Here is a 24021-nt window from a genome sequence, read left to right on the forward strand (position 1 = left end):
GCAATTTACCGGCGATCCCGGAACCCTGCGGATAATCGAAGGGGGGACCATGCTGAACGGTATTCGGATCATTGAGATTGAGGGGCTGGGCCCTGCCCCTTTTGCCGCCATGTGGCTTGCGGATATGGGCGCCGATGTGATCACCATCCACCGCAAGGGTCAGGCTGCAACACCGGGGATGCCCGAACACTCGGTGCTGGACCGTGGCAAAAGGTCCATTGATCTGGACCTGAAAGACGCACGCAATCTGGAGATCGCCAAACGCCTGATCTCCTCGGCCGATGCTCTGATTGAAGGCTTTCGCCCCGGTGTGATGGAAAAACTCGGCCTCGGGCCGGAGCCCTGCCACCAAATGAACCCAAGGCTGGTCTACGGGCGGATGACAGGCTGGGGCCAGGACAGCCCCCTTTCGGACACAGCCGGGCATGACCTGAACTACATCGCTCTGTCCGGTGCGCTCTGGTACGCCTCTCAGCCCGGCCAGCCACCGCAAACACCCGCCACGCTGGTCGGCGACATAGGCGGAGGCGCCATGTATCTGGTCGCGGGCCTTCTGGCCGGGCTGCTGAACGCCCAGAAAACGGGCCAAGGTACCGTGGTCGATGCCGCCATCTACGATGGCTCGGCGCATATGATGAACCTGCTCATGAGCCTGAACCAATCCGGAAACCTGTCGGAAACCCGCGGTCAAAGCCTGCTGGACGGCCCCCATTGGAGCCGCACCTATACCTGTTCCGACGGCGGCTTTGTGACGGTCCAATGCCTCGAACCCAAGTTCTACGCGCAGTTCCTGCAGAAAATGGGCCTGTCGGACGACCCCGGCTTCCAATCGCAATTCGATCCCGCGACATGGCCCGCCCTCACCCAACGCCTGTCCGACATCTTCGCCAGCAACACCCGGGATCAGTGGGCCGATCTCTTCCAGGGCACCGATGCCTGCGTCGCGCCGGTCCTTAGTCCCATCGAAGCACACGCCCACCCGATGAACGCCGCCCGCCAGACATGGCACAAGGCAGATGGCACCCTACAAGCCGCCGCCGCACCCAGATTCTCAACCACCGAATGGCACCACAAACCCAGCCCTGCCCGCGGAGAACACCGTCACGACATCCTGAACGAGCTTGACGCGCAGCAAACATCCGCCGCTTCATCTGTCTAAAAATATCCCGGGGGATGAATTGGCCACAGGCCAAGAAGGGGGCTGGCCCCCTTCCCTTGCTTACCGCCCGCGCACCGTGTCGATCATCAACTGCACGTTTTCCGGATTCGCATCCGGCGTGATCCCGTGACCGAGGTTGAAGATATGCGGCCCTTTCGAGAACGCCTCGACAATCCGCCGCGTCTCATCCACCAGGGTCTGCCCACCGGTCACCATATGCGACGAGGCCAGGTTGCCCTGTACACAGCCGTCAACCTGCACATGCTCGGCCGCCCATTCCGGCGACACCGAGTTGTCCAGCGCCACACAATCCACACCGGTCGCCTTGGCAAACCCGATATAGCCGTCACCCGCCTCACGCGGGAAGCCGATCACCGGGATACCGGGGTGGCGTGCCTTGATGGCCTGCGTGATCACGCGGCAAGGCTCGACCGCGTATTTCCGGAATGCTTCACCTTTCAGCGACCCGGCCCAGCTGTCGAAGATCTTGACCACCTCGGCCCCGGCTTCGATCTGCGCCGAGAGGTACTCGATGGTGGCCAGCGTGATCCGCTCCAGCAGCGCTTCGAACAAAGCAGTGTTTTCCTCGCGCAGCGCGTGGGCGGGGCCTTGGTCCGGTGTGCCACGCCCGGCGATCATATAGGTCGCAACCGTCCAAGGCGCACCCGCAAACCCGATCAGGGTCGTCTCGGACGGCAATTCCCGCGACAGGATGCGGACTGTTTCATAGACCGGCGACAGGGTCTCGTGGATGGCTTCAACCGGTTTCAGCGCGTCGAATTCCGATTGCTGCGTGATCGTCGACAGGCGCGGACCTTCTCCGGTGACGAACCACAGATCCGCGCCCAGCGCCTGCGGCACCAGCAGAATGTCGGCAAACAGAATCGCCGCATCGAACCCATAGCGGCGGATCGGCTGCAGGGTCACTTCGGCGGCCAGCTCCGGGTTGTAGCACAGCGACAGGAAATCCCCCGCCTGCGCCCGCGTCGCCCGATATTCCGGCAGATACCGCCCGGCCTGACGCATCATCCAGATCGGCGGCACATCCTGTACCTCACCCGCCAGCGCCCGCAGCAGTTTCTTTGTCTCGGCCATCTTTTGCCCCCAATCATCAGGTTTGCCGCAACGGGTCTTCCTTCGGCGGCAATTTGTCAAGCCATGCCCCCATTGTCAGGGCAATGTGACGCGACTAAAGCTGTGCGCATGACACTGACCCTGCCCTCCCCCGACTCACCGCTCAAGATCGGCACCCGTGGTTCGCCCCTGGCGCTGGCACAAGCCTATGAAACCCGGCAACGGCTGGGAACGGCATTCGACCTGCCCGAAGAGGCGTTCGAGATTGTGGTGATCAAAACCACCGGCGACAACCGCGCCATGATCGACGCGGACCGCCCGCTGAAAGAAATCGGCAACAAGGGCCTGTTCACCAAGGAAATCGAAGAGGCAATGCTGCGCGGCGATATCGACATTGCGGTGCACTCCACCAAGGACATGCCGGTGGAGCAGCCTGACGGTCTGGTGCTGGACACGTTCCTGCCACGTGAAGATGTGCGCGACGCGTTCATCTCACCCAGCCTGAGCTCGATCCATGACCTGCCGCAGGGCGCGGTAGTCGGCACGTCATCGCTGCGCCGCCGGGCGCAATTGCTGAACCGGCGGCCTGATCTGAATGTGGTCGAGTTTCGTGGCAACGTGCAGACCCGCCTGAAGAAATTGGCCGACGGCGTGGCGGACTGCACGTTTCTGGCCATGGCCGGCATCCGCCGCCTGAATATGGAGGACGTCCCGGCCACGGCAATCGCGCCCGAGGACATGCTGCCTGCCATCGCGCAGGGCACGATCGGCATCGAACGCCGCAGCGAAGATTCCCGTGCTGCGGGTATGCTCGAGGCGATCCACCACGCCGAAACCGGTCAGCGTCTTGCTGCGGAACGCGCCTTGCTGGCGGCACTGGATGGCTCTTGTGAAACGCCCATTGCCGGGTTGGCCGAGATACAGGGCGACCAGCTGCGCCTGCGCGGCGAAGTGCTGCGCCCCGACGGGTCCGAGGCGATATCCGAGGACATCACCGGCGCAATTGCCGACGGCGCCGAGATGGGCCGTGTCATGGCTGAGACCCTTCTGAAACAGGCAGGGCCGGGTTTTTTCGACTGGAGAGGCTGAAAAACTTATTCAATGTGAACAACTTCACTGTAACCAACATCCGGATCGGGCATAAATTAGTCATACTGGTTGCGATGTTGGATCGGTCTCGAATAAGTCGAAAGTTTTTGTTCAGTTAACTTGATTAAGTGGTATTCGAGGGGGCGAGACCAACCTTGATATCCGATTGGTAAGGGCCGCTGTCACATTATGACAGCGGCCCACTTTATTCCGTTACAGCACCTCAGACCGCACTGATCGCCCGCACGGCGTAATCGACGGCCGACCGGGTCTGTTCCAGATCACCCTCGGTCACCGCCAGCGACGGGTAGAGCTTGCCCGGAGATTTGAATATCCCATGCGCACGCAACGTATCGTTGTAAAGCGCATTGCGGCTGGGGTCGTCATGATTGGCGCTGCGATAGTCGCGGCAAGCCGCATCGGTGAAATAGATGTCAAACAGCGTCTCATCCCCGACGATCTGATGCGGAATACCGGCCCCGGTCAGCGCCGCCCCCTGCATCTGCTGCAACGCCGCCCCGGTTGCGCGGAGTTGGTCATAGACACCCTCACGCCGCAGAACCTCCATCGTTTTCAGCCCTGCGACCGAGGCCACCGGGTTGCCTGACAGGGTGCCCAACTGCATCAGCCAGCCCTCCTCGCCGACCTTGGCCTTGTCGAAATGCTGCATGATCTCGGCGCTGGCGCCCAGCGCGGCCAGAGGGAAGCCGCCGCCGATGATCTTGCCCAGCGTACAGATATCGGGCGTCACCCCGTATCTTTCCTGCGCACCGCCATAAGCCAGTCGAAACCCTGTGACGATCTCATCGAAAATCAGCAGGACATCGTGCTTGTCGCACAGATCACGCAGCCCCTGCAGGTATCCGGGCAGCGGCGGGATGATCCGCTGCAGCGGTTCGACCATGATCGCGGCGATGTCGTCATGTTCATCCAGCAGGGCCGCGACGGCCTCAAGATCGTTGTAGGGCGCGATCAGCATCTGTTCGGCCACGCTGTCGGGAATACCCGCACTGTCCGCCACCGCCTGAGGGAAATTGACCCGACGGCTGGGGGCGAGGCTCATCTGTGCCTCGGCGCTCATGCCGTGATAACCGCCTTCGAATTTCAGGATCTTGTTGCGCCCGGTATAGGCGCGGGCCAGACGGATCGCGTACATATCCGCCTCACCGCCCGAGGCAACAAAGCGCACCTGTTCGCAGCAGGGCACGGCATCAACGATGGCTTCGGCCAGCTCGATGCCTTTGGCGTTGTTGGCAAAGAAGGTCATGCCCTTGGGCAGTTGTTCCAGCACGGCCTCCATCACCTCGGGGTGGCCATGGCCCAGCAGCATGGGGCCGGACCCGATCAGGTAGTCGATATATTCATTGCCGTCCTCGTCCCAGACCCGGCTGCCTTCGCCGCGGGCGATGATGATACCGGGGTCGAAATTGCCAAATCCCCCGGCGGGCAGAACCTCGTTCGCGCGGGCGATCCATTCGGATTGGGTGTTGATCTTCAGCATCTCACACGATCTCCAATATCGGGGAACCAAGGATTTCGGGGTCAGGGGTTACACCTAAGCCCGGACCGTCGGGCGGGGCAATCCGGCCCTCTTCACGGTTTGGTGCGTCCGGGCAAAGGCGCGGGGCCACATAAGAGGACAGGTCGCAGGTATTCATCAGCGATCCGTGCGGGGTCGAGGCTGCAAAGTGCAGCGAGGCGGCGGTTACAATATCCGAGCCCCAGGTGCATTCGGCGCAAATCTCGGCCCCCAGATGCACGGTCAGGTCCCGCGCCCGGCGCATCGCCGACAGCCCGCCGAATTTCGACAGTTTCAGGGCGACAGCATCCATGCAGCCCAGCTCATGCGCGCGCAGCAGCGAGGCCAGATCATGGGCGTTCTCGTCGATCTTCATTGGCAAGCCGGTGGCCTGCCGCACGGCAGCGCAATCTTCCAGCGTTTTGCACGGCTGTTCCAGCATCACGTCCATATGCGCCACGGCCCGGCCTGTTCGCGTGGCTTGCAGACGCGACGCGCCACAGTTCCAGTCGCCATAGACCAGCGGCCCCAGCCCCACGGCCTCGCGCACTTTGGTCAGGCGTTCGGCATCGGCCTGCCAGTCGCCCTCGACGCCCAGTTTGACCTGAAACTGCCGAATACCCGTCTGGTAAGCGGTTTGGGCGATGCGGGCCATCTCGTCCGGCGAGATACAGGTGATCGAGTGGTAAAGCGGCATGTCCCTGCGCGTCCGGCCGCCCAGCAACGCATAGACCGGCTGGCCGGTGGCCTGCCCGAACAGGTCCCACAGGGCGATATCGACCATCGACTTTGCATAGCGGTGCCCCTGCAGAAATCCGTCCAGTTTGCGCATCGGCGCATCGGCTCCAAACGGGAACATGCCCAGGATCTCTGGCCCCATTTCCCTGATCGCACTCGGCACACCCCCCGCATAGGCAGGCAGGTAATGCGGGATCGGGCAGACCTCGCCCCATCCCATCAGACCGGTATCCGTTTCAAGACAGAGGATATGAGAGGTCACGGTACCGCAGGTTTTGCCTTCGGCCATGTGATAGGTTTCATGGCTGGTCAGGTCGACGGACCAAAGCGTTATCTTGTTGATCTTCATTCAACCCGTCCTTTGCGTTTGGGCGCGGCGCTGTCAGAGGGGCCAGCCCCTCTCTTGGCCTGTGGCCAATTCACTCCCCGGGATATTTTTGGACAGATGAAGAGGCGGATCATCGCGGGGCCTCGTAGGTTGCGATTGGGGGGGCGAGGGCGTCTTCGTCGGGGTAGACGCCAAGGCCAGGCGTTTCCGGCAGGTGCAGGTGGCCATTGATGTTGCGCGGCCCGCGACCACCGGCGATATCGACGGTGATCATGTCCTGACAGGCCCAGACGGCGTGGCAATTGCCATCCGGGATGGTGGCGGCCAGATGCAGCGCCTCGGTATCAGCCAGAACCGAGCCTCCGGTCGCCATCACGAACATGTCGATTCCATGCGCCAGCGCGATATCCCTCATCCGTGCGGCCTTGGTCAGGCCGCCGACGCGGTTGAGCTTGATCCCGAACACCTCGGCCAGGCCATCACGAGCAATGCGGGCGGCGTCCTGCAGGGTGACGAGGCTTTCGTCGACCGACACGGGCGAGGCATGACGGCCCGAGATCGCGGCGATGTCGTCCAATGTCTCGCAGGGTTGTTCGAACATCACGTTCAGGTCCTCGCAGGCGCTCATCACCCGCAGGGCCTGTTGCCGGGTCCAGCCCCGGTTCACGTCGTAGAGAACGATCTCACCCGGATGCCGGATGCTTTCAACGTCGCGGATGCGGGCGATGTCGCGTTCCACATCGCCGCCGATCTTGACCGAATGGGCGATGTAGCCTCGGCTGCGATAGCGGTCCATCACCTCGCGAGTTTCGTCGATGGTTTTTGCGCCGACCGACGAGGCAATCGGGCGCGGGGTGCGGGACCCGCCGCCCATCAGATCGGCAATCGGCAGGCCCGCCGCCTGCCCCGCGATATCCCAGCAGGCCATGTCGATCGGACTTTTGGCATATAGATGCCCCGGCAGCGCAAGATCCATTGCGCGTTCCACATTCAGCACCTTGCGAGGATCAAGGCCGAGCAGGAACGGTGCCATCGTTTCAATCCCTGCGCGGATGCCCGGCCCATGCGCGGGCACGTAGGTATGGCCCCATGGGGTGCCCTCGCCCCAGCCAATCAGGCCGGTATCGGTTTCGATTTTCACCACCGTCGCGTCGAGCGTTTTGAACTTCAGCCGCCCGCCGGACAGCCAATAGGGATGCTCCAGCGGCAGATCGACTTGGAAAACTGTTATGGTCTTGATTTTCATAGGGCATACTCCGCCACCGGTGCGCCGAGGCTTTCGAAATCCGGGGTTACGCCCAACCCTGGCGTATCCGGGGCGTAAAGCTTGCCATCCCGCGACGCCGGGCCGCCGTTTCCGGTGGATCGGGTGTTGTAATTCATCAGGTCAGTGGTGTTCTGCAGGAATTCGGGCGGCGTCGAGGCCGCGAAATGCGCCACGACCGAAGTGGTGATCTCACCACCCCAGGTATCCTCGCTGACCACCGGAATGCGGTTTTCCACCAGAAAGTCCCGCACCCGGCGCGCCTTGCTGAGACCGCCGAGGTTCGAGATTTTCAGACAGCAGATCTCGGCACCCCGATCCGCAACGATCCGTTGGGCCATGTGCATTCCGGTGAGGCATTCATCCAGCTTCATCGGCTGTTCGGCAACACGGCGGACCTGCTGACATTCCTCATAACTACGGCACGGCTGTTCCAGGATGAAGTCCAGATCGCGCGTCGCCCGCGCCACCCGGATCGCATTGTCCACGCGCCAGCCCTGATTGGCATCGGCCATCGCCCTTTCACCCGGTTGCAGCAAGGGCACCGTGGCGCGAATGCGGTCAATGTCACTGACCCAATCGCCGCCAACCTTGATCTGAAACTGGCGATAGCCCTGATCGCGGTAGGCATTCATCTCGGCCACCGTCTCATCCACCGCCTTTTGCGGCGCCACCCGGTACATCGGCGCACCATCGGTCAGCTTTCCGCCCAGCAGCATCCAGACGGGCTGATCGCAGGCCTGTCCCAGAATATCCCAGCACGCCGCGTCGAACGGAGCCTTGGCGTATCCGTGCCCCTGCACCAGATGGTCCAACAGTTGTTCGATCCGTGCCACCTGCCGGGGGTCTTCCCCCAGCAGCGACGGTGCCACCAGCCGGGCCAGCGCAACGACGCCCTCGGAATGAGCAACCATGTAGTTCTCACCGCAGGGTGTGAACTCACCACAGCCCTGCAATCCGGCGTCGGTGTCGATCACAACCACCGACGCCGTGGCCGTTTCAATCGCATTGCCCGCACCCCAGACATAGGCCCCGCCCACATAGGGCAGACCGGTCTTATAGATGCGGATGCGGGTGATCTTCATGCGGCATCCATCCGTGGCAAGTCATCCATGCCTTCCCCACGCCAGAGTACAAAGGTCAGGATTGGCTGGTCTGTCGTGGTCATCGCATGGCTTTGCCAACTGTCATGGTGGCGCGTCTGGTTCGGCCCGACAAAACTGTCATCGCCTGCGACGCGGAACACGGCCCCTCCGGCCAGCGTCAGATACAGCTCCTCGGCCTGATGGCTGTGCCAGTCATAGTGCAGGCCCGCCCCCCAATAGGCGACATAGCCCCGCAACTGGGTCGAGTGGAAATGACCGGTCGGACCGAACAGTTCGTAATACCCATAGCGATTGAGGAAATCGGCACCGACTTCATCCTCGGTATAGGTCAGCTTCCATTGGGCCAGATGCGCGGTGGCCCCGATCGCGTCGGACAAGGCTCGGGTGGTTTCGCTGCCGCCTGCATCGAAATTGCGCACCAGATCAACTGCGGGAACGTGGCTGGGCTCTAGTTGGATTGCGGTCAGATCTGTTGGCCACGCGCCGAACGCTGAGAGATCGGGATGCGCCTGATGCAGCTGCCGTGCGGCCTCTAATACGTCGTCCAGGGTCATGGAAGCACCACAATATTCCCGGTGTGCTGTTTGGCGATGAAGGCGGCTTGCGCCTCGCGCAGCTCCTCCAGCGGATAGGTTGCGGCGAGGGCGGGTTTGATTTCTCCAGCCTCGATGTATTTTACGAGGTTGCGCATCACCTGAGGGTCGATCACGGTCGAGCCGGTAAAGGTCAGGTCACGCAGGTAAAAGGTCCGAAGGTCGAAATCGACCATCGGGCCGGCGATGGCACCGGAACAGGTGTACCGGCCGCCACGTTCGAGGATGTCGATCAGGTTGGGCCAATAGGGGCCACCGACCACATCCGCGACCACGGTGATCTTTTCATCGCCCAGCGCGGCGCGCAGGTTTTCGGGTGCCCGAGGCAGGATCATGTCCGGCCCCAGCTCTGCCACGTCGGCATGTTTCGCCTCGGACGCCAATGCGATCACACGGGCACCGCGCCGTTTGGCGAGTTGCACCAGCGCGCCACCAACACCGCCCGAGGCTCCGGGGACCAGAACAGTGTCGGCTTCGGTCACGTTGGCGCGGGTCAGCATCCCCTCGGCAGTAGAATACGAACACGAAAAGGTCGCCAGTTCCGCATCCGACAGGTCGGACGTGATCGGCACCGCGTTCACGGCCAGCGTCGTGGCGTATTCGGCAAAGCCGCCGTCCCGTTCCGAGCCGAAATAGCCGGTCTTGTCCATATTGCCGGGATCTGACGGATCGCGCAGCCAGCCATCGGTGATGACACGTTCGCCGATACGGGTGGGGGCCACGTTATCGCCCACGGCGACGATTTCGCCGCAGATATCGGCGCCTTGAATGCGCGGGAAGGTGATCGGCGCGCCGCCCCATGTGGGGTCCTCTTCGCCGACCTCGTCAAAGGCACCTCCGGTGGTCGCATCGGTGACGGTCTTGGAATACCAGCCTGAGCGCGTGTTGACGTCGGTGTTGTTCAGACCGCAGGCGGCAACCTTGATCAGCACCTCTCCGGGCGCGGGGGCGGGCCGGGGCCAGTCTGTGTGCAGCACCATCTGGTCCAGACCGCCATGGCCCATCGTGACCATGGCTTTCATCGTGCCGGGCAGGGTCATCACGCGGTCTCCAATGCGGCGTCGGTGCGCGGCAGCAGGCTTTGCGGGTCATAGGCTGGTTCGCCCAGCACACGCGCCGCGCGGGGCGAGCCGTGGATCACGACCTGCAGGGCGGTTCCGGGTGTTGCGGCTTCGGGCCTGATATAGGCAAAGGCGAGGATTTTGCCGACCGTATGCCCGTAGACCACCGACGCAGTGGACCCCACGACGCGACCATCCAGCATCACCGCCTCACCACCGTGGCCATCAATCTCGCCGTCCGGTTCGATTTCCAGATAGGCGCAGACCCACGGCAGGTCAGAGTTCAGGGTCATGTCCTTACCCAGATAGCCCTTGTCGGTACGGGCAAAGCGCAGCACATCCGCCTCGGCCAGAGTGACTTCGTTGGTCAACTCGCCCGCACCCTTGAAACCCTTCTCCATCCGCATCACGTTCATGGCAAAGCTGCCATAGTCGGTGATGCCATGCGGCTCACCCGCCGCCCACAGCTTGGTGTAGACATCCAGACAGGCGGCATTGGGCATGTGCAACTCCCACCCCAACTCACCTGCATAGGACATGCGGAAGGCCCAGATTTTATGCCCGGCGACGGTGATTTCCTGCGCAGACAACCAGCGGAACCCGGCATTGGTCAGATCGGCATCGGTGCAGCGCGCCAGCACGTCGCGCGACCGAGGGCCGTTCAGGGACAGGGCCGACCAATCGGCGGACAGCGCGGTGATCTGCACATCCTCTTCCACGCGGTGTTGCGCCAGGTGATCCAGCAGGCGTTGCTCGAAGAACGCCGCGCAGACCAGATAGAAGCGATCCTCGGCCATGCGGACAATCGTGGTCTCCAACTCGATCCGGCCCCGGCGGTTCAGCATATGGGTCAGCGTGATCGAGCCGACCTTTTGCGGCATCCGATTGGCAGTCAACCGATCCAGCAGGGCATAGGCGTCAGGGCCAGAGACCTCGACCTTGGTGAAGGCGGTGACATCCATGATGCCGACGCGTTCGCGCACCGCTTTGACCTCGGCCGCGACCATGTCGTCGGCGGGGGTACGGCGGAAGGAGTAGTGATCGCGCTGCTCGACCCCGTCCCGCGCGAACCAGCGAGGGCGTTCAAAACCGTAGACCTCTTCATGCACAGCGCCTTTGGACTTCAGCAACTCATACAGCGGCGATGGCTTGATCGGACGCCCCTCCAGACGGTTGAAATGTGGAAAGGGGATTTCGTGGCGCAGGCAGTAATCTTCCTCGGCCTTGATCACCTGCCAGCCCTTGGTGGCATAGCTGCCGAACCGGCGCGGGTCGAACTCGCGCATCGAGATATCGGCGGCCCCATGCACCATCCAGCGCGCCAGTTCGCGTGTCAGGCCCGGCCCCCAGCCGATGCCGATCTGGGTGCCACAGCAGCACCAGTAATTCCGCACACCCGGCGCGGGCCCGATCAGAGGGTTGCCGTCCGGCGGGTGCGAGATCGCCCCATGCACGTCACGCTGAATACCCAGCTCGGCAAAGATCGGCATCCGGTTCAGGCTTTCCTCAAGCCACGGCATCACCCGGTCGTAATCCGCATCGAACAGCCAGTTCTCGTATTCCCAAGGGCAATGGTCATGCCAGACCGAGTTCGGGTTCTCTTTCTCGTAAATCCCGATCAACCCGCGCTGCTGCTCCATCCGGATATAGCCCGAGACTTTGCGGTCATCGCGGATCACCGGCAGTTCCTTGTCCAGATTCTGGAACTCGGGCACCGGCTCGGTCACGAAGTAGTGGTGGGTCATCGAGGTCATCGGCAGTTGCAGCCCCGACCATTCGCCCATCTGCCGCGCATAGGTGCCGCCTGCGTTCACCACATGCTCGCAGGTGATGGTGCCCATTTCGGTTTCGACCACCCACTCGCCATTGTCAGCCTGCGTGATGTTGGTGGCGCGGCAGTTGCGGAAAATGCGCACGCCTTTCTGACGCGCACCCGCAGCCATCGCCATGGTCACATTGGTCGGGTCAACATGGCCATCATCCGGCGTGTGCAACGCGCCCAACACACCGTCGAGATTGTAGAACGGGTGCAGCTCAGCCACCTTCTCAGGGCCAACCAATTCGATGTTGAAGCCCAGCGACCGGCCCACCGACAGAGTATGGCGCAGCCAGTCCATCTCATCCTCGGTATAGGCCAGGCGGAAGGACCCGCAGCCGTGCCATGTCACCGGCTGGCCGGTTTCAGCCTCCAACGCGCCGGAGTAAAGCCCGATATTGTAGTCCACGCATTTGCCCAGCCCAAAGCTTGAGGTCGAATGGGTGATCTGCCCCGCCGCGTGCCAGGTGCTGCCGCTGGTCAATTCTGCCTTTTCCAAAAGGACGGTATCCGCGCCCCAGCCTTCATGCGCCAGATGATAGGCCAGACCGACCCCCATGACGCCGCCTCCGACGATAACCACGCGCGTGTGGGTGGGCAATTTCTTCTCGGACATGACATTTCCTCTTCCCGAGTCGCTTTTCTGCTCGACAGGCTAATTCCACATTTGTACCATCGTCAATCATGAATGACACAAATGTATCATCAATCGTTCTCGACCGCCTGAGCGCCGAATGGGAGGCCCTGACACCCGAGGCCCAAAAAGCCGCGCGCTACGTGCTGGAAAACCCAACGGATGTTGGGGTTTCAACGGTGCGCGAGATTGCCGAGGCCGCCAAGGTCAAACCCAACACCTTTGTGCGGATGGCCCGTCAAGTGGGGTTTGAAGGGTATGAGGATTTCCGCGCGCCCTTCCGCGATGCGATTCGGCAGGGCAGCGTGTCGTTTCCCGACCGCGCACGCTGGTTGCAGGATATCGGCAAGTCCGGTGAGTTGGGCGGCCTTTACGCCGATATGGTCGGCGCCGCGATCCGCAATATCGAGGACACCTTTGCCGGGATCGATGCCGCGCGCCTGAAGGCAGCGGCCGAGGACATCTGGAACTGCCGCCAGATTTTCACGCTGGGCGTGGGCGTCAACAACGCCAACGCGCGCAACTTCACCTACCTCGCCTCGACGGGGATGAAGCAATTTCACGCCATCCCCCGCCCCGGCTCGACCCCGGTGGATGATCTGGCCTGGGCCGATGAGCAGGACGTGCTGATCGCCATCACCTGTCACCCCTACCGGACCGAAGTGATCGACGCGATCAAACTGGCCCGCCTGCAGGGGCTGACCGTCATCGGCATCTCGGACAGCCCGGCCAGCCCGGTGATCCTGAACGCGCAGCATGGCTTTGTTGTCGCCGCCGATACGCCGCAATTCTTCCCCTCTTCCGTCTCGACCATCGCCCTGCTGGAAACGTTGCTGTCCTTCGTGATCGCCGTGTCCAGCGACGAAATCGTCGAGCGGGTGGAGCGGTTTCACCAACGCAGACACCAACTTGGCCTCTACGCGGAGGAGCCCGAATGAACGCACCGCTGACGCACTCATTGGACGCGCGCTATTACACGGACCCGGCGATATTCGCGCAGGAAATGCAGGGGCTTCTGGCCCGAACGTGGCAATTCGCGGGCCATGTGGCGCAGGTGCGGGAAACCGGCGACTATTTCGCGTTCGAAATCGCCGGGCAAAGCCTGTTCTGCATCCGGGGCCGTGACGGCGAAATCCGCACCTTCTACAATGTCTGCCAGCACCGCGCGCACGAAATGGTCAGCGGCGCGGGCAACACGCGCGTCGTCGTCTGCCCCTATCACGCCTGGACCTATGAACTGTCCGGCCAGTTGCGCGCCGGACCGAACATCAAATCCGTCCCCGGCTTCGACCGCAGCGCCATCTGCCTGACCTCGGTGCGGACCGAAGTGTTCAACGGCTTCATCTTCGTCAATCTCGACGACAACGCCGCGCCGATGGACGAATGGTATCCCGGCGTGCGCGAGGAAATCCGCGCTTTTGTTCCGCAGATCGACGATCTGGAACCGCTGGAATGGGTCGAGATTCCGGAACACTGCAACTGGAAAGTCAGTATCGAGAATTACTCGGAATGCTACCATTGCCCCACCAACCACCCGACCTTTGCCGAAGGTGTCGTCAAACCCGAGACCTATGACATCCAGCCCGACGCCAGCGGCGGCTACGTTCTGCGTCATACGACCGAATGCCAGAGCCTCGACAAGATGACCTATCCCGTCGATCTGTCGGTGCCCCATGCGGGGGATTACCAGTCATGGTTCCTGTGGCCGATGTTTTCGTTCCAGTGCTACCCGGGCAATGTGCTGAACACCTATCACTGGCGCGCCAACGATGCCGATCACTGCACCGTTTGGCGCGGCTGGTACACCGAGGGCGGCTCGGAAAGCGCCGTGATCCGGCAACTGGCGGTGCAGGACCGCGAAACCACGGTCGAGGAGGATATCCGGCTGGTCGAGTCCGTTCATCGCGGCCTGAAATCCCGCGGCTACCGCCCCGGCCCGCTGGTGTTGGACCCCGGCTGTGGCGTGATGTCGGAACATTCGATTGCCCGGTTGCAGCAATGGATGCGCGAGGCGGTCGATCCTTGACCGGTGAATGCCCATGCTGATGCCCGAGGACTGGCGACCCGAGCACAAGCTGTTCCCGCATCAGGTGGGCTTCACCTGCCCGCCCTTCGACTTTGACGCGGCTCCGTCGGATTTCCTGCGCATCTGCCCCGAGAAGGTCGGCGTACATGGCTGGATGCTGCATGTGCCGGACTACGCGCACGGACTGGATCAGCGCAAGCAGAACTTTGGCATGCTCGAGGATTTCGTCCATTGCATGTCGCGCAACGGGGTGGATGTGTGCGGGCAGGTCGGGTCCAATTGGGTGCATGCCTGCGGGTTGGGGGTCGAGGGTGTCCGTCAGCACTGTGCCCACCTGTCCGATAAATACGGCACGCAGTTTCACATGGCCGGTTACGCGATGGTCGAAGCCCTGCGCGAGATGAACGTCGAGAAAATCGCGCTGAACGCCGCCTATCATTGGCCCGAATGGTGGCAGGGCACGGTCGGATTTCTGCAAGAGGCCGGGTTCGATGTGCTCTATGCGGGCAATTTCCACGATCAGGGGTGGTTTGCCAGTCAGGAGGATATCAACGCGTGCCGCTGGGTGTTTGACGGTGATCTGGCGGTCAAGAGCTTTGAATTTGTGGCCGAGCAAGCCCCGCAGGCCGATGCGATCCTGATCAACGGCATGTGCAATTTTCGAACTGGTCCGAATGGCTTGCCACAGCGCCCGCTGCATCTGGCCGACGCTTTAGAAGCTGCCCTTGGCAAGCCGGTGATCGGCCACGACATCGCGCTCTACTGGCGAATCTTCAAATCGCTCGGCCTGTCACCGGAAACGCCACATGGCCAGCTTTTGAAACGGCTCTGACCCGGAGGTTCCAAACCCATGCACAAAATCCTCGCGCTCTGGGCGGTGCCCCGGTCCACCTCGACGGCCTTTGAATGGATGATGCGGCAACGTGGCGATCTGGATTGCCTGCACGAACCGTTTGGCGAGGCCTGGTATCAGGGCGAAGACCCGCTGTGGCACCGGTTCCAGCCCGGCGACGTGACGACGCCCGGCCTGACGCTGGACAGCGTGTGGCAGGACATTCAGGCGCGCTCCGAAAACGGTCCGGTCTTCCTCAAGGACTTCCCACATTACATCAACCACATGTGGGATGCAGAGTTCCTGTCGCACTTCACCCATGCCTTCCTGATCCGCGACCCGGCAAAAACCATCACCTCGATGCACAAACGCTGGCCCGATTTCGCCGAGGGCGAGGTCGGCTTTCCCGAACAACGCGCCCTGTTCGACTTGCTGACCGCGCTGAACGGCACCCCGTCGCCGGTGATCGACAGCGATGATCTGCTGGAAGACCCGCACGGCATGACGCAGGCGTTCTGCGACGCCGTCGGCTTTCCCTTCATCGAAGACGCCCTGAGCTGGGAGGCGGGCGGCGACCCCTCGGCCCATAGCTGGTGGGATGGCGGGTCCTTCCACGCCAACCTTGCGAATTCAACGGGCCTTGCACCGCAGCCCCGCCGCTATGTGGAAATCGACGATGCGCCGGATCGGGTGAAACAGGTGCATCGCCGCATGAAACCGCATTATGATCACCTCTACAAACACCGCCTGACGCGCTGAAGCACCGGAGACCCCACATGGCAGATATTTTTGACGAAGACCTTTTCCTCAAAGGGCTGGAACAACGCAAAGGCACTCTGGGCGCTGAATACGTGGAAAAGAACCTTGCGGCCGCGGATGATTTCACCCGCCCGTTTCAAGAGGCGATGACCGCCTGGTGCTGGGGCTTTGGCTGGGGCGATGACGTGATCGACGCAAAAACCCGGTCGATGATGAACCTTTCGATGATCGGCGCATTGGGAAAGATGCACGAGTGGGAAATTCACTGCAAAGGCGCACTGAACAACGGCGTCACCAAAGAAGAAATTCGCGCCATCATCCACGTGATCGGCATCTACTGCGGCGTGCCCCAGGCACTGGAGTGTTTTCGGGTGGCGCGGCGCGTATTGGAGAATGAGTGACTACGTCCCCTACTGCGGAAAGTCCGAAGTCCGAGAGCCGTTTTATGTGAACTGGCCCACACCTCTATCGTTCCGGCCTGTGTGCGGGAAAGCAACTTCTGTGCCCGTCACTTGTGGGCAAGAACACTCACTTCAGGTCTCTCAAAACACGGAACCCCGACACGCTTGTTCGGGTGTCTTCCAATCCGCTGCCCCGTCCGGCAACACGTGAGCTATCCATGGCCGCCGGGTACGCCCCTCCTCGCGTAACGCGTCTTTCGCAGTTTGGTTCGCGGGCCTTTTCCAAGTAGAGGCTGGAGGTCTGCCACCCCTCATACGTGTCCGTCCAGCAGGATATTGTTCTTTCCACCACATTGCCGGACATGTGCCGCAGACCCCATGCATTGGCTGCATCGAGGGTATCTACCGGCACAGGTTTCCCGCGTGAGACAAGGTCAGGGAATTCTTCGCCCAACATGATCTCGGTCGCGCTGCCCAGAAAGTTCACCTGATCCGTTGTCACCTCTTCGCCCTGGGCAAAAGGAGTTTGGGTCCCGGCGCGGGCGGCATATTCCCATTCTGCTTCGGTTGGCAGGCGATAAACATCCGCCCCCACCTTGCTGTTCAACCAATCTGTGTACAAAGCCGCGTCCAGGTTAGAGACAGTGATGACTGGATGTTTCCCAATGACCTTCGCGCGCTGCGATTTTGGTAACCGAATGAAATCCTCAGGTTCGTACCCGCCGCACCCGCCATCATTCACGCAGGCCATCCATTCATCATAAGTGACTTCATTGCGGCCCATGGCAACGGGCAAGTCAATCGTGACAGAATGAACCGGCCCTTCATGAAACGCTATGTAGGGATCATCTGGAGTGACAAGTATCCAATTTCCAGCTTCATCAAATTTGACATTCTGCTTGGATTCACCCGGAGGACCACCCATTTGGAACTCACCAAGGGGCAAGACAATCATTTCAGGGCAGACATCGCATTCCTGAAACATCTCCAGATCGTTTACCTGTGTTCCATCGGCAATCCGGTACTGCGCCTGGGCGGGTGTCGTGATGGCCGACAACAGAAACCAGATGCCCAGAAAACCGTATTTCATGGAAATAACTCCTTGGCGCAAATACCTGATGATGTCTGGAACTGGCGGTCGATAAACAGATTTCCCGACATTTCGGATTTTTCTTGGGTTTCAAACAGCATGTTGTCAAGACGGTCCGATCCGTTCCAGCCGATCACCGTCCCGCCCCCTTGCCCGATCCGGCCAATCGGCGCACAATATGGGCTCACACACACTTGCGCCCTAGTTGCGCACCGTCACACGTTTCGCGACCGGGACGCCTTCGATGATACGGAGGGCTACATGACCATTGCGACTCGTCTGAAACATCATCTGGATGCCCAAGGGCTTCCGTTTGACACCGTTCCCCATCCTTATGCCGCAACCGCTGCCGAATGTGCCGAAGCGGCGCATGTCCCCGGCGACCACCTCGCCAAATCGGTTCTGATCCATATGGAGGAAGGACCTCTGCTTGCGGTTCTGCCCAGCAATCACCGGGTTGACCTGACCGCCCTGCAATCGATGATGAACCGCCGTCTTGGATTGGCACCGGAATCTGAAATGGATGGACTGTTCGATGATTGCGCCCTCGGCGCGGTGCCGCCTGTGGGCGAAGCCTATGATCTGCCGACCGTCGTCGACGACAGCCTGACCGGGTTGGACAAGATCTGGTTCGAAGCAGGTGACCACAAGACACTGGTCGAGATGCGCGGCAAGGATTTCGATACATTGATGAAAGACGCTCCGCACGGGGCCTTCTGCTGTATGCACTAGGTATCGAATGAAATCTGGCAGACAGGTATTGGACCTATCGGGTTGGGTCTAACCAGTTGGTTTGCGTTTGCGCCAAGCCCAAAACGGTCACGGAATTGTTGGCGGCCCCGCCCGGTAAAGCGCCATGACCCCCTTGACCAAAACCGGATCGACGTACTTCATTGACAAAAAGGACTGGATACTCCGGCACGGTGTGTCCTGCACAGACCAAGTAAACAGGGGGATGCGCGCTGTTGGGGTGCAGACGACGGTTCTGCTGAAACAGCAAGCGAAACGATCAAATATGTCCGATATCGCGGTCTGGTTGGAAAATCACGGATTGTCCAAATACGCAGCAGCCTTTGAAAAGCACGAAATTGAACTCGGCGATCTGACAGAATTGACCGACGAGGATCTTGTCATGATCGGGCTTCCTCTGGGTCCGAGACGGCGTTTCCTGAAAGCTGTTCGTGCCGGCGCCGAGGACGAGCGACGCCCGCAACACTCAGCGCCTGGCCCCGCCATTGTGGCAGAGCGCCGGCAACTGACCGTCATGTTCATCGACCTTGTCGGGTCCACCGAAATCGCCCAGCGTGTCGATCCGGAAGACCTGGCCGAAGTTCTGCGGCTTTTCAAGGAAACATGTGCGGCGTCTGTTGCTGCCTTTGATGGCCACATCGCAAGCTATTACGGCGACGGGATCATGGTCTTTTTCGGATTTCCCCATGCCCACGAAGATGATCCCGAGCGTGCGGTGCGTGCGGGTCTGCGGATCATCAAGGAAATCCCGGACATCCGGACCCATGCGAAACTGAACGTCCGAATAGGGATCGCGACCGGGCTGGTTGTGGTCGGCGATTTGCGCGGCGAAAAGATGTTCGAGGACGGCACAGCAATGGGCGAAACACCAAATCTGGCGGCGCGTCTTCAGGCGATGGCGGACCCTGGCACGCTGATTATCGCCCCCAGCACCCATCAGTTGGCAGGGGACGCTTTCGAATACGTTTTGCGCGGCGCCTTCAAGCTCAAGGGTTTTGCGAAAGAGGTCGAAGCCTGGCAAGTAACCGGCGCGCGGGAAACGGTCAGCCGCTTCATGGCGGTGGACGATGTTTTACTGAACCCCTTGGTTGGCCGTGCAGCCGAATACGGGACCCTGAACGAAAAGTGGAAGCTGGCCAGTGGTGGTCAGGGGCAGGTTGTGCTGGTGTCGGGTGAGCCGGGAATTGGCAAATCTCGGCTGGTTGAAGAGCTGCGCCAAAACAGTTCGGGGGCGTCGCACACTCAAATTCGATACCAGTGTTCGCCCTATCATTTTGCGAGTGCGTTTTACCCTGTCATTCGCCAATTCGAGAGCGCCGCAGGATTTCGCCCCGACGATTCAAACGAAACCAAGCTTGCAAAGATTTCCTCGGTTCTGGGCGATCCAGCCGACGGCATATTGAAATTGGCAGCGTCCCTTCTCTCGGTTTCATTCGAGGACCAATTGGGGCCATTGGAACTGACGCCTCAGCAAATCATGGATCAGACGCTGACAATGTTGTTGGAAAAACTGGCGGCTCTGGCAATGGAAAAGCCAGTGCTGCTGTTGTTCGAGGATGCGCATTGGGTTGATCCGACAACCAAATTGCTTCTGGACCGGATCGTGGATCGGATTCGGGACCTTCCCGTGCTGGTGGTGATGACATTCAGGCCCGAATTCGACCCGGGCTGGGCGCTGCAATCCAACCTCACGAAAGTTGTCTTGAGGCAACTGGATTTCCATCAGGTCAAACGTATTGTGGATGAGGTTGCGCACGGTCAGCCAATCTCGGACGCGATGTATGAATTGATCGCGGCCAGATCAGATGGCGTACCGCTTTACGTGGAAGAAGTGACTAAAGACCTTTTGGAATCAGGCGCTTTGACCCAAGGCGGGGACACTCACCCGATTGGTACGTCCTCTCAGGCAAGCCCGGTTCCCAGCACATTGCATGATGCGTTGATGGCGCGCCTCGACCGGCTGAGTTCGGCCAAGGAAGTGGCCCAGATCGGCGCAGTCATCGGACCTCAGTTTTCCTATCCGCTGATCGCCGAAGTCTCGCACCTTGGCGAAAAGGCGTTGCGGTCCAGCCTCGAGCTGCTGGTTGACGCCGGCATTGTCACCACCGCCGCAACAGAAGGTCTGGAAACCTTCAGCTATCGTCACGCCCTAATTCGCGATACCGCCTACAACAGCCTGTTGAAAAGCGAGCGTCGTGTCCTGCATGCGCGGGTCGCCGAGTCGCTTGATCACGAAGCCCCTCACATCGGGGATGCCAGTCCGGAAATCTTGGCGCATCACTACACGATGGCCGGGATGGGCAAGCAGGCAATCGACTGCCGCTACCTCGCTGGTCAGCGCGCGGTCAAACGTTCGGCGAACATCGAAGCAAACACACAGCTTTCCCTGGCGATCGAACAGTTGCGCAAGCAAAGCCACAGCAACGACCGTGACCGAAAAGAAATCGAGATACAGGTTCTCAGAGCAGGTGTTCTGCGATCAACAGCCGGAATAGCCGCCGATGAAACCGGCTCTGTCTACGAGCGAATTCGCGACCTGTGTGAGCGCGTCGAGGAAACCGGGCATTTGTTCCCGGTTTTGAACGGTTTGTATTCGTTTCACCTGGTGCGCGCCGAATACGATCTGGCACGGGATGTCGCCGGTCAACTGCTTAAATTGGCCGGAACGACCGGTGAAACGCAGCATCAGATGGTGGCCCACCGCGCGATGGGGGCCGTGCTGTTTCACATTGGCGAACTGAACCCAGCCTACGCGCATTTGAAACAGGCGCTCGGCCTCTACAACCGGGAACGGGATGGGCATCTGGCTTTTATTTATGGATCGGACCATGCAGCAATCACCTCGTGCTTTCTGAGTCTGGCCATTTGGATGCGCGGCGCCCCGGACAAAGCACTTGAGGTCCAGAAACAGGCGGTTGCGGTCGCCCAAGAGCTTGAGCATGCCCATAGCATCGCCCAATCACTGACCTACCTGTGCATGTTGCATCTTCTGCGCCGCGAACCCGATCAGGTCATCAAGTGTGTGGATCAACTCGAGGATCTGGCCTCAAAACACTCATTCACGTTCATGTCCGTGACCGCAGTCCTGTGGCGCAGTTGGGTGGATGCGTTTGTTTCACCCGACCAGACCACGATCCGGGCGCTGCGAAATGCGGCCGAAGCCTGGTGGGCCAGTGGCGCAGGGAACTACAAGCCGTTCTTTCTGACGTTGATTGCCGAACTCACCCTTAAAACAGGTGACAGGGAAGGTGCTCTGGAATTGCTGGACCAAGCACGCAGACACCAAGGCCTGACGAATGAAGGTTGGGCACAAGCTGAAACGGACCGGGTCTACGCGCTGGCGCTTTCCGGAAACGGGCCTGCCGAAGCGGAGTTTCGTGACGCGTTGGAAACTGCACGGCGACAGCAAGCAGGGATGTTCGAGCTTCGAACCGCGGTAGACTACTTTAAGCAATGCAAGAATTTCGCATCGCCTGCCGCCCCTTCCCTACTAAATACCGCCTTGAAAACAATCACAGGAGGCGAACATACGACAGATGTAATCGCTGCCCGTGACTTGCTTGATGAGATAACAGCGAGGTGAAACTCAAAGTCCCGCGTGACGCCTGGAACGATCGGATGCAACCAGACAAACGGTTTGGTTTATCGTTTTTGGATTGGACATTGTTTGGGCGAGAGCGGTTTGGCTTTCTGACTCTGCACTTTGCGCGTTTGTCAGGATAACGGTTCCTGTTCTTCCTGCGCCTTAGACGTTGCCGGTCACTGATATGGGTGCCGGTTGCGAGACACATATGCAAACAGTTTCACGGCCGGTCTTTGCAGTCGCACAAGTCAAATGGGGAAAAAGGCTGCAAAATGCTGTGAATCGGGTATCTATATTCTGTTCGCCAATACAGTGTTCGTTCTGTGGTTACAGGGCCGACATCTTGTTAGGAGAGTTCAATGTCCATGACTGCCCGCCGTGCAAACAGTGCTGCGCATTCCATCCGGAAAGTCGAAGCCTTCTTTACAACCTACAATGCCGCGGTGAAGGAAACGCCAGCTGTCGCAGATTTCACATTTGGCAATCCGCACGAAATGCCTTTGCCCAGTGTCGTCGATGCGCTGAAGACACATGCCGAACCTCAGAGTGTGGACTGGTTCGCGTATAAGACCAACGAAGCAGACCCGTGCGCCTTTCTGGCAGACGCCTTGTCCAAGGAGTTGGGGCTTCCGTTCGAGGCGGAAGACATCGCGTTGACCAAAGGCGCCTTTGGGGCCATCAAGATGTGTTTCACCATGCTTCTTGAGCCCGGAGACGAATGCATCGTGCCGCTGCCGGGTTGGTTCTGCTACGGGCCGATGCTCGCCGCAGCCGACGCCAAAGAGGTGCAGGTGCCTCTGGATCCGGACAGTTTTGACCTAGACCTTGAGGCTATTGCCGGCGCCATTAGCCCGCGCACCAAGATCGTGGTTGTTAATACGCCCCACAACCCGACAGGTCGCATTTACTCGCGTTCTGATCTGCAAAAGCTCGCCGACCTGCTCGAAGTTAAGTCGGCTGAGATCGGTCATCGAATTTGGATATTGTCTGACGAACCCTACCGCCGCATTCGGTTTGACGGTATTGGATTTACGACACCGGCGGCTGTCTATCCCCACACACTGATCGACTATTCCTATGGGAAAATTCTTCTCGCACCCGGTCTGCGCCTTGGTTATCTTGCAATCTCTCCAACCTTGCCTGCAGCGGAACGAAGAGAGCTTCAAAATCTGAGGTTTGCCGTGCAGATGGCGGATGGTTGGAATGTCCCGGATGCTCCATTGATCTATGCGCTGCCGGATCTTGAGAACATCTCAATCGACATTTCCGCCCTTGCCCGCCGACGTGAGCGTATGCTTGGTGCTCTTGGCCAATGGGGATACAGGATGACAAGGCCAGAAGGCACCTTTTATCTATGGGGTCGGGCCCCGGGCGGTGACAGCGATGCCTTTGCTGAATGTCTTCAAAAGCGTGGTGTCTATGTGATGCCAGGAACGGTTTTCGACCGGCCAACGGATTTTCGTATTTGCCTTACTGCTACTGACGAAATGATAGAGAATGCATTGCCCGCATTTCAGGCGACCGCGAACCAAATGTCGCAATGAGAGCTGGCATCCGATCGAGTTATTGGCATCTCGTTTGCATGACAGCTTCGTTGCGCAGAACCAAAAAGCCTCGCGTGATGCGAGGCTAAGTGTTTGATATCCGACCGTTTAGTTTGGTTGCGGGAGTAGGATTTGAACCTACGACCTTCAGGTTATGAGATAGCTTACGCTCACTTGCACCAACTACGCCACAAAACGCTGCTCTACCCTATCTCATTGGAATCGTTGTTTTATTATTGACGACCGGCACGTCCCGTTCCTACCTCTTACGCCATGAACCGCTTCCAGTTGCTTCCACAATGCTTCCACGGGGCGATGACAGAGAAACCGCGCCCGGTGGCCCACTCATGAGCTTTGGCGACAATTTGAGGCCGTGGTTGGGAACGACCTGCTTCAGAACTGCGCGGGTATAGGCCTTAGGTGCCAATGCCGGAAGACGCCTACTACGGGGTCAGATGCAACGCTTACTCCACAGTGCTTCCAGTTGTGTTTGTATAAATAGAAACACCGCCCGAAGGCGGCGTGTAAGCTATTGTTTTCTGACCTAGAAGATTGGTTGCGGGAGTAGGATTTGAACCTACGACCTTCAGGTTATGAGCCTGACGAGCTACCGGGCTGCTCCATCCCGCGACACTTTATGTGACCTACCGCTTAC

At 60.1% G+C, this 24021-nt stretch carries 20 protein-coding genes and 1 tRNA gene; 10 read left to right on the forward strand and 11 right to left on the reverse strand.

Annotated features, from left to right (window positions below; all coding sequences use genetic code 11):
- Positions 1-49: 49 nt before the first annotated feature.
- Positions 50-1159 (forward strand): CaiB/BaiF CoA transferase family protein, encoded by a 1110-nt coding sequence (locus ACR0NT_RS18910; protein WP_170673687.1) that lies wholly within the window; start codon positions 50-52, stop codon positions 1157-1159.
- Between the two features lie 60 nt (positions 1160-1219).
- Here ACR0NT_RS18910 and hemE read toward each other — a convergent pair whose 3' ends face one another.
- The gene (gene hemE, locus ACR0NT_RS18915) at positions 1220-2254 is read right to left on the reverse strand and encodes a uroporphyrinogen decarboxylase (protein ID WP_170673690.1); all 1035 of its coding nucleotides are present in this window, start codon (positions 2252-2254) and stop codon (positions 1220-1222) included.
- A 108-nt stretch (positions 2255-2362) separates the two neighbouring features.
- Here hemE and hemC point away from each other — a divergent pair, with 108 nt between their 5' ends.
- A complete protein-coding gene (gene hemC / locus ACR0NT_RS18920; RefSeq protein ID WP_170673693.1) occupies positions 2363-3322 on the forward strand; it encodes a hydroxymethylbilane synthase in 960 nt (319 codons plus the stop codon).
- Positions 3323-3545: 223 nt separating this feature from the next.
- On the opposite strand, the gene ACR0NT_RS18925 is transcribed toward hemC, so the two are convergent.
- The 7 genes from ACR0NT_RS18925 to ACR0NT_RS18955 all read right to left on the reverse strand — a co-directional run bounded on the left by ACR0NT_RS18925 (position 3546) and on the right by ACR0NT_RS18955 (position 12363).
- Positions 3546-4823 carry an aminotransferase class III-fold pyridoxal phosphate-dependent enzyme gene (locus ACR0NT_RS18925; protein WP_170673696.1) on the reverse strand — a complete coding sequence of 426 codons (1278 nt, stop codon included), beginning with the start codon at positions 4821-4823 and terminating at the stop codon, positions 3546-3548.
- Position 4824: 1 nt separating this feature from the next.
- On the reverse strand, positions 4825-5928 hold the full coding sequence (locus ACR0NT_RS18930; protein WP_170673699.1) for an enolase C-terminal domain-like protein: 1104 nt from the start codon (positions 5926-5928) through the stop codon (positions 4825-4827).
- 109 nt (positions 5929-6037) lie between these two features.
- A complete protein-coding gene (locus tag ACR0NT_RS18935; RefSeq protein WP_170673702.1) occupies positions 6038-7153 on the reverse strand; it encodes an enolase C-terminal domain-like protein in 1116 nt (371 codons plus the stop codon).
- Positions 7150-8256, reverse strand: coding sequence for an enolase C-terminal domain-like protein (locus tag ACR0NT_RS18940; RefSeq protein WP_170673705.1), 1107 nt, complete (start codon positions 8254-8256; stop codon positions 7150-7152). Before ACR0NT_RS18940 ends, ACR0NT_RS18935 begins: the two co-directional genes overlap by 4 nt.
- Positions 8253-8831, reverse strand: coding sequence for a dimethylsulfonioproprionate lyase family protein (locus ACR0NT_RS18945; protein WP_170673708.1), 579 nt, complete (start codon positions 8829-8831; stop codon positions 8253-8255). Before ACR0NT_RS18945 ends, ACR0NT_RS18940 begins: the two co-directional genes overlap by 4 nt.
- Positions 8828-9910 (reverse strand): alcohol dehydrogenase family protein, encoded by a 1083-nt coding sequence (locus ACR0NT_RS18950; protein ID WP_480443499.1) that lies wholly within the window; start codon positions 9908-9910, stop codon positions 8828-8830. Before ACR0NT_RS18950 ends, ACR0NT_RS18945 begins: the two co-directional genes overlap by 4 nt.
- Positions 9910-12363, reverse strand: coding sequence for an FAD-dependent oxidoreductase (locus tag ACR0NT_RS18955; RefSeq protein ID WP_170673710.1), 2454 nt, complete (start codon positions 12361-12363; stop codon positions 9910-9912). The genes ACR0NT_RS18950 and ACR0NT_RS18955 overlap by 1 nt, the downstream gene beginning before the upstream one ends.
- A gap of 68 nt (positions 12364-12431) precedes the next feature.
- On the opposite strand from ACR0NT_RS18955, the gene ACR0NT_RS18960 reads away from it, so the two are divergent.
- From ACR0NT_RS18960 to ACR0NT_RS18980, 5 genes are read left to right on the forward strand one after another with little or no spacing between them, the layout of a single operon-like run.
- The gene (locus ACR0NT_RS18960) at positions 12432-13319 is read left to right on the forward strand and encodes a MurR/RpiR family transcriptional regulator (protein WP_170673713.1); all 888 of its coding nucleotides are present in this window, start codon (positions 12432-12434) and stop codon (positions 13317-13319) included.
- Entirely contained in the window at positions 13316-14407 is a 1092-nt protein-coding gene (locus ACR0NT_RS18965; RefSeq protein WP_170673716.1) for an aromatic ring-hydroxylating oxygenase subunit alpha, read from the forward strand. Before ACR0NT_RS18960 ends, ACR0NT_RS18965 begins: the two co-directional genes overlap by 4 nt.
- A 7-nt stretch (positions 14408-14414) precedes the next feature.
- A complete protein-coding gene (locus ACR0NT_RS18970; protein ID WP_170673719.1) occupies positions 14415-15239 on the forward strand; it encodes an aspartate racemase/maleate isomerase family protein in 825 nt (274 codons plus the stop codon).
- An 18-nt stretch (positions 15240-15257) separates the two neighbouring features.
- A complete protein-coding gene (locus ACR0NT_RS18975) occupies positions 15258-15998 on the forward strand; it encodes a sulfotransferase-like domain-containing protein (protein ID WP_170673722.1) in 741 nt (246 codons plus the stop codon).
- A gap of 17 nt (positions 15999-16015) precedes the next feature.
- Positions 16016-16399, forward strand: a complete 384-nt coding sequence (locus tag ACR0NT_RS18980) for a carboxymuconolactone decarboxylase family protein (RefSeq protein WP_170446434.1) — start codon at positions 16016-16018, stop codon at positions 16397-16399.
- Positions 16400-16526: 127 nt separating this feature from the next.
- Here the strand turns inward: ACR0NT_RS18980 and ACR0NT_RS18985 are convergent, their stop codons facing one another.
- Positions 16527-17489, reverse strand: coding sequence for a formylglycine-generating enzyme family protein (locus ACR0NT_RS18985; protein ID WP_170446435.1), 963 nt, complete (start codon positions 17487-17489; stop codon positions 16527-16529).
- Positions 17486-17626, reverse strand: coding sequence for a hypothetical protein (locus tag ACR0NT_RS18990; protein ID WP_170446436.1), 141 nt, complete (start codon positions 17624-17626; stop codon positions 17486-17488). The genes ACR0NT_RS18985 and ACR0NT_RS18990 overlap by 4 nt, the downstream gene beginning before the upstream one ends.
- Positions 17627-17750: 124 nt before the next feature.
- Between ACR0NT_RS18990 and ACR0NT_RS18995 the strand changes: the two genes are divergently transcribed.
- From ACR0NT_RS18995 to ACR0NT_RS19005, 3 genes are all read left to right on the forward strand, one after another.
- Positions 17751-18221 (forward strand): YbaK/EbsC family protein, encoded by a 471-nt coding sequence (locus tag ACR0NT_RS18995; protein WP_170446438.1) that lies wholly within the window; start codon positions 17751-17753, stop codon positions 18219-18221.
- Between the two features lie 283 nt (positions 18222-18504).
- The gene (locus ACR0NT_RS19000; RefSeq protein WP_170673725.1) at positions 18505-21822 is read left to right on the forward strand and encodes an adenylate/guanylate cyclase domain-containing protein; all 3318 of its coding nucleotides are present in this window, start codon (positions 18505-18507) and stop codon (positions 21820-21822) included.
- A gap of 359 nt (positions 21823-22181) precedes the next feature.
- Positions 22182-23366, forward strand: coding sequence for an aminotransferase class I/II-fold pyridoxal phosphate-dependent enzyme (locus ACR0NT_RS19005; RefSeq protein WP_170673728.1), 1185 nt, complete (start codon positions 22182-22184; stop codon positions 23364-23366).
- Positions 23367-23919: 553 nt separating this feature from the next.
- Here ACR0NT_RS19005 and ACR0NT_RS19010 read toward each other — a convergent pair.
- A tRNA-Met gene (locus ACR0NT_RS19010) sits at positions 23920-23996 on the reverse strand.
- Positions 23997-24021 lie beyond the last annotated feature (25 nt).

The organism is Ruegeria sp. AB10 (assembly GCF_056542745.1).

What these genes read in the sequence shown, in the direction of transcription:
- ACR0NT_RS18925 (WP_170673696.1), bottom strand. Translation starts at nt 4,823, where the DNA reads ATGCTGAAGATCAACACCCAATCCGAATGGATCGCCCGCGCGAACGAG.
- ACR0NT_RS18960 (WP_170673713.1), top strand. Translation starts at nt 12,432, where the DNA reads ATGAATGACACAAATGTATCATCAATCGTTCTCGACCGCCTGAGCGCC.
- ACR0NT_RS18975 (WP_170673722.1), top strand. Translation starts at nt 15,258, where the DNA reads ATGCACAAAATCCTCGCGCTCTGGGCGGTGCCCCGGTCCACCTCGACG.
- ACR0NT_RS18940 (WP_170673705.1), bottom strand. Translation starts at nt 8,256, where the DNA reads ATGAAGATCACCCGCATCCGCATCTATAAGACCGGTCTGCCCTATGTG.
- hemE (WP_170673690.1), bottom strand. Translation starts at nt 2,254, where the DNA reads ATGGCCGAGACAAAGAAACTGCTGCGGGCGCTGGCGGGTGAGGTACAG.
- hemC (WP_170673693.1), top strand. Translation starts at nt 2,363, where the DNA reads ATGACACTGACCCTGCCCTCCCCCGACTCACCGCTCAAGATCGGCACC.
- ACR0NT_RS18930 (WP_170673699.1), bottom strand. Translation starts at nt 5,928, where the DNA reads ATGAAGATCAACAAGATAACGCTTTGGTCCGTCGACCTGACCAGCCAT.
- ACR0NT_RS18980 (WP_170446434.1), top strand. Translation starts at nt 16,016, where the DNA reads ATGGCAGATATTTTTGACGAAGACCTTTTCCTCAAAGGGCTGGAACAA.
- ACR0NT_RS18935 (WP_170673702.1), bottom strand. Translation starts at nt 7,153, where the DNA reads ATGAAAATCAAGACCATAACAGTTTTCCAAGTCGATCTGCCGCTGGAG.
- ACR0NT_RS18950 (WP_480443499.1), bottom strand. Translation starts at nt 9,910, where the DNA reads ATGACCCTGCCCGGCACGATGAAAGCCATGGTCACGATGGGCCATGGC.
- ACR0NT_RS18955 (WP_170673710.1), bottom strand. Translation starts at nt 12,363, where the DNA reads ATGTCCGAGAAGAAATTGCCCACCCACACGCGCGTGGTTATCGTCGGA.
- ACR0NT_RS18910 (WP_170673687.1), top strand. Translation starts at nt 50, where the DNA reads ATGCTGAACGGTATTCGGATCATTGAGATTGAGGGGCTGGGCCCTGCC.
- ACR0NT_RS18995 (WP_170446438.1), top strand. Translation starts at nt 17,751, where the DNA reads ATGACCATTGCGACTCGTCTGAAACATCATCTGGATGCCCAAGGGCTT.
- ACR0NT_RS18985 (WP_170446435.1), bottom strand. Translation starts at nt 17,489, where the DNA reads ATGAAATACGGTTTTCTGGGCATCTGGTTTCTGTTGTCGGCCATCACG.
- ACR0NT_RS18945 (WP_170673708.1), bottom strand. Translation starts at nt 8,831, where the DNA reads ATGACCCTGGACGACGTATTAGAGGCCGCACGGCAGCTGCATCAGGCG.
- ACR0NT_RS19005 (WP_170673728.1), top strand. Translation starts at nt 22,182, where the DNA reads ATGTCCATGACTGCCCGCCGTGCAAACAGTGCTGCGCATTCCATCCGG.
- ACR0NT_RS18965 (WP_170673716.1), top strand. Translation starts at nt 13,316, where the DNA reads ATGAACGCACCGCTGACGCACTCATTGGACGCGCGCTATTACACGGAC.
- ACR0NT_RS18970 (WP_170673719.1), top strand. Translation starts at nt 14,415, where the DNA reads ATGCCCATGCTGATGCCCGAGGACTGGCGACCCGAGCACAAGCTGTTC.
- ACR0NT_RS19000 (WP_170673725.1), top strand. Translation starts at nt 18,505, where the DNA reads ATGTCCGATATCGCGGTCTGGTTGGAAAATCACGGATTGTCCAAATAC.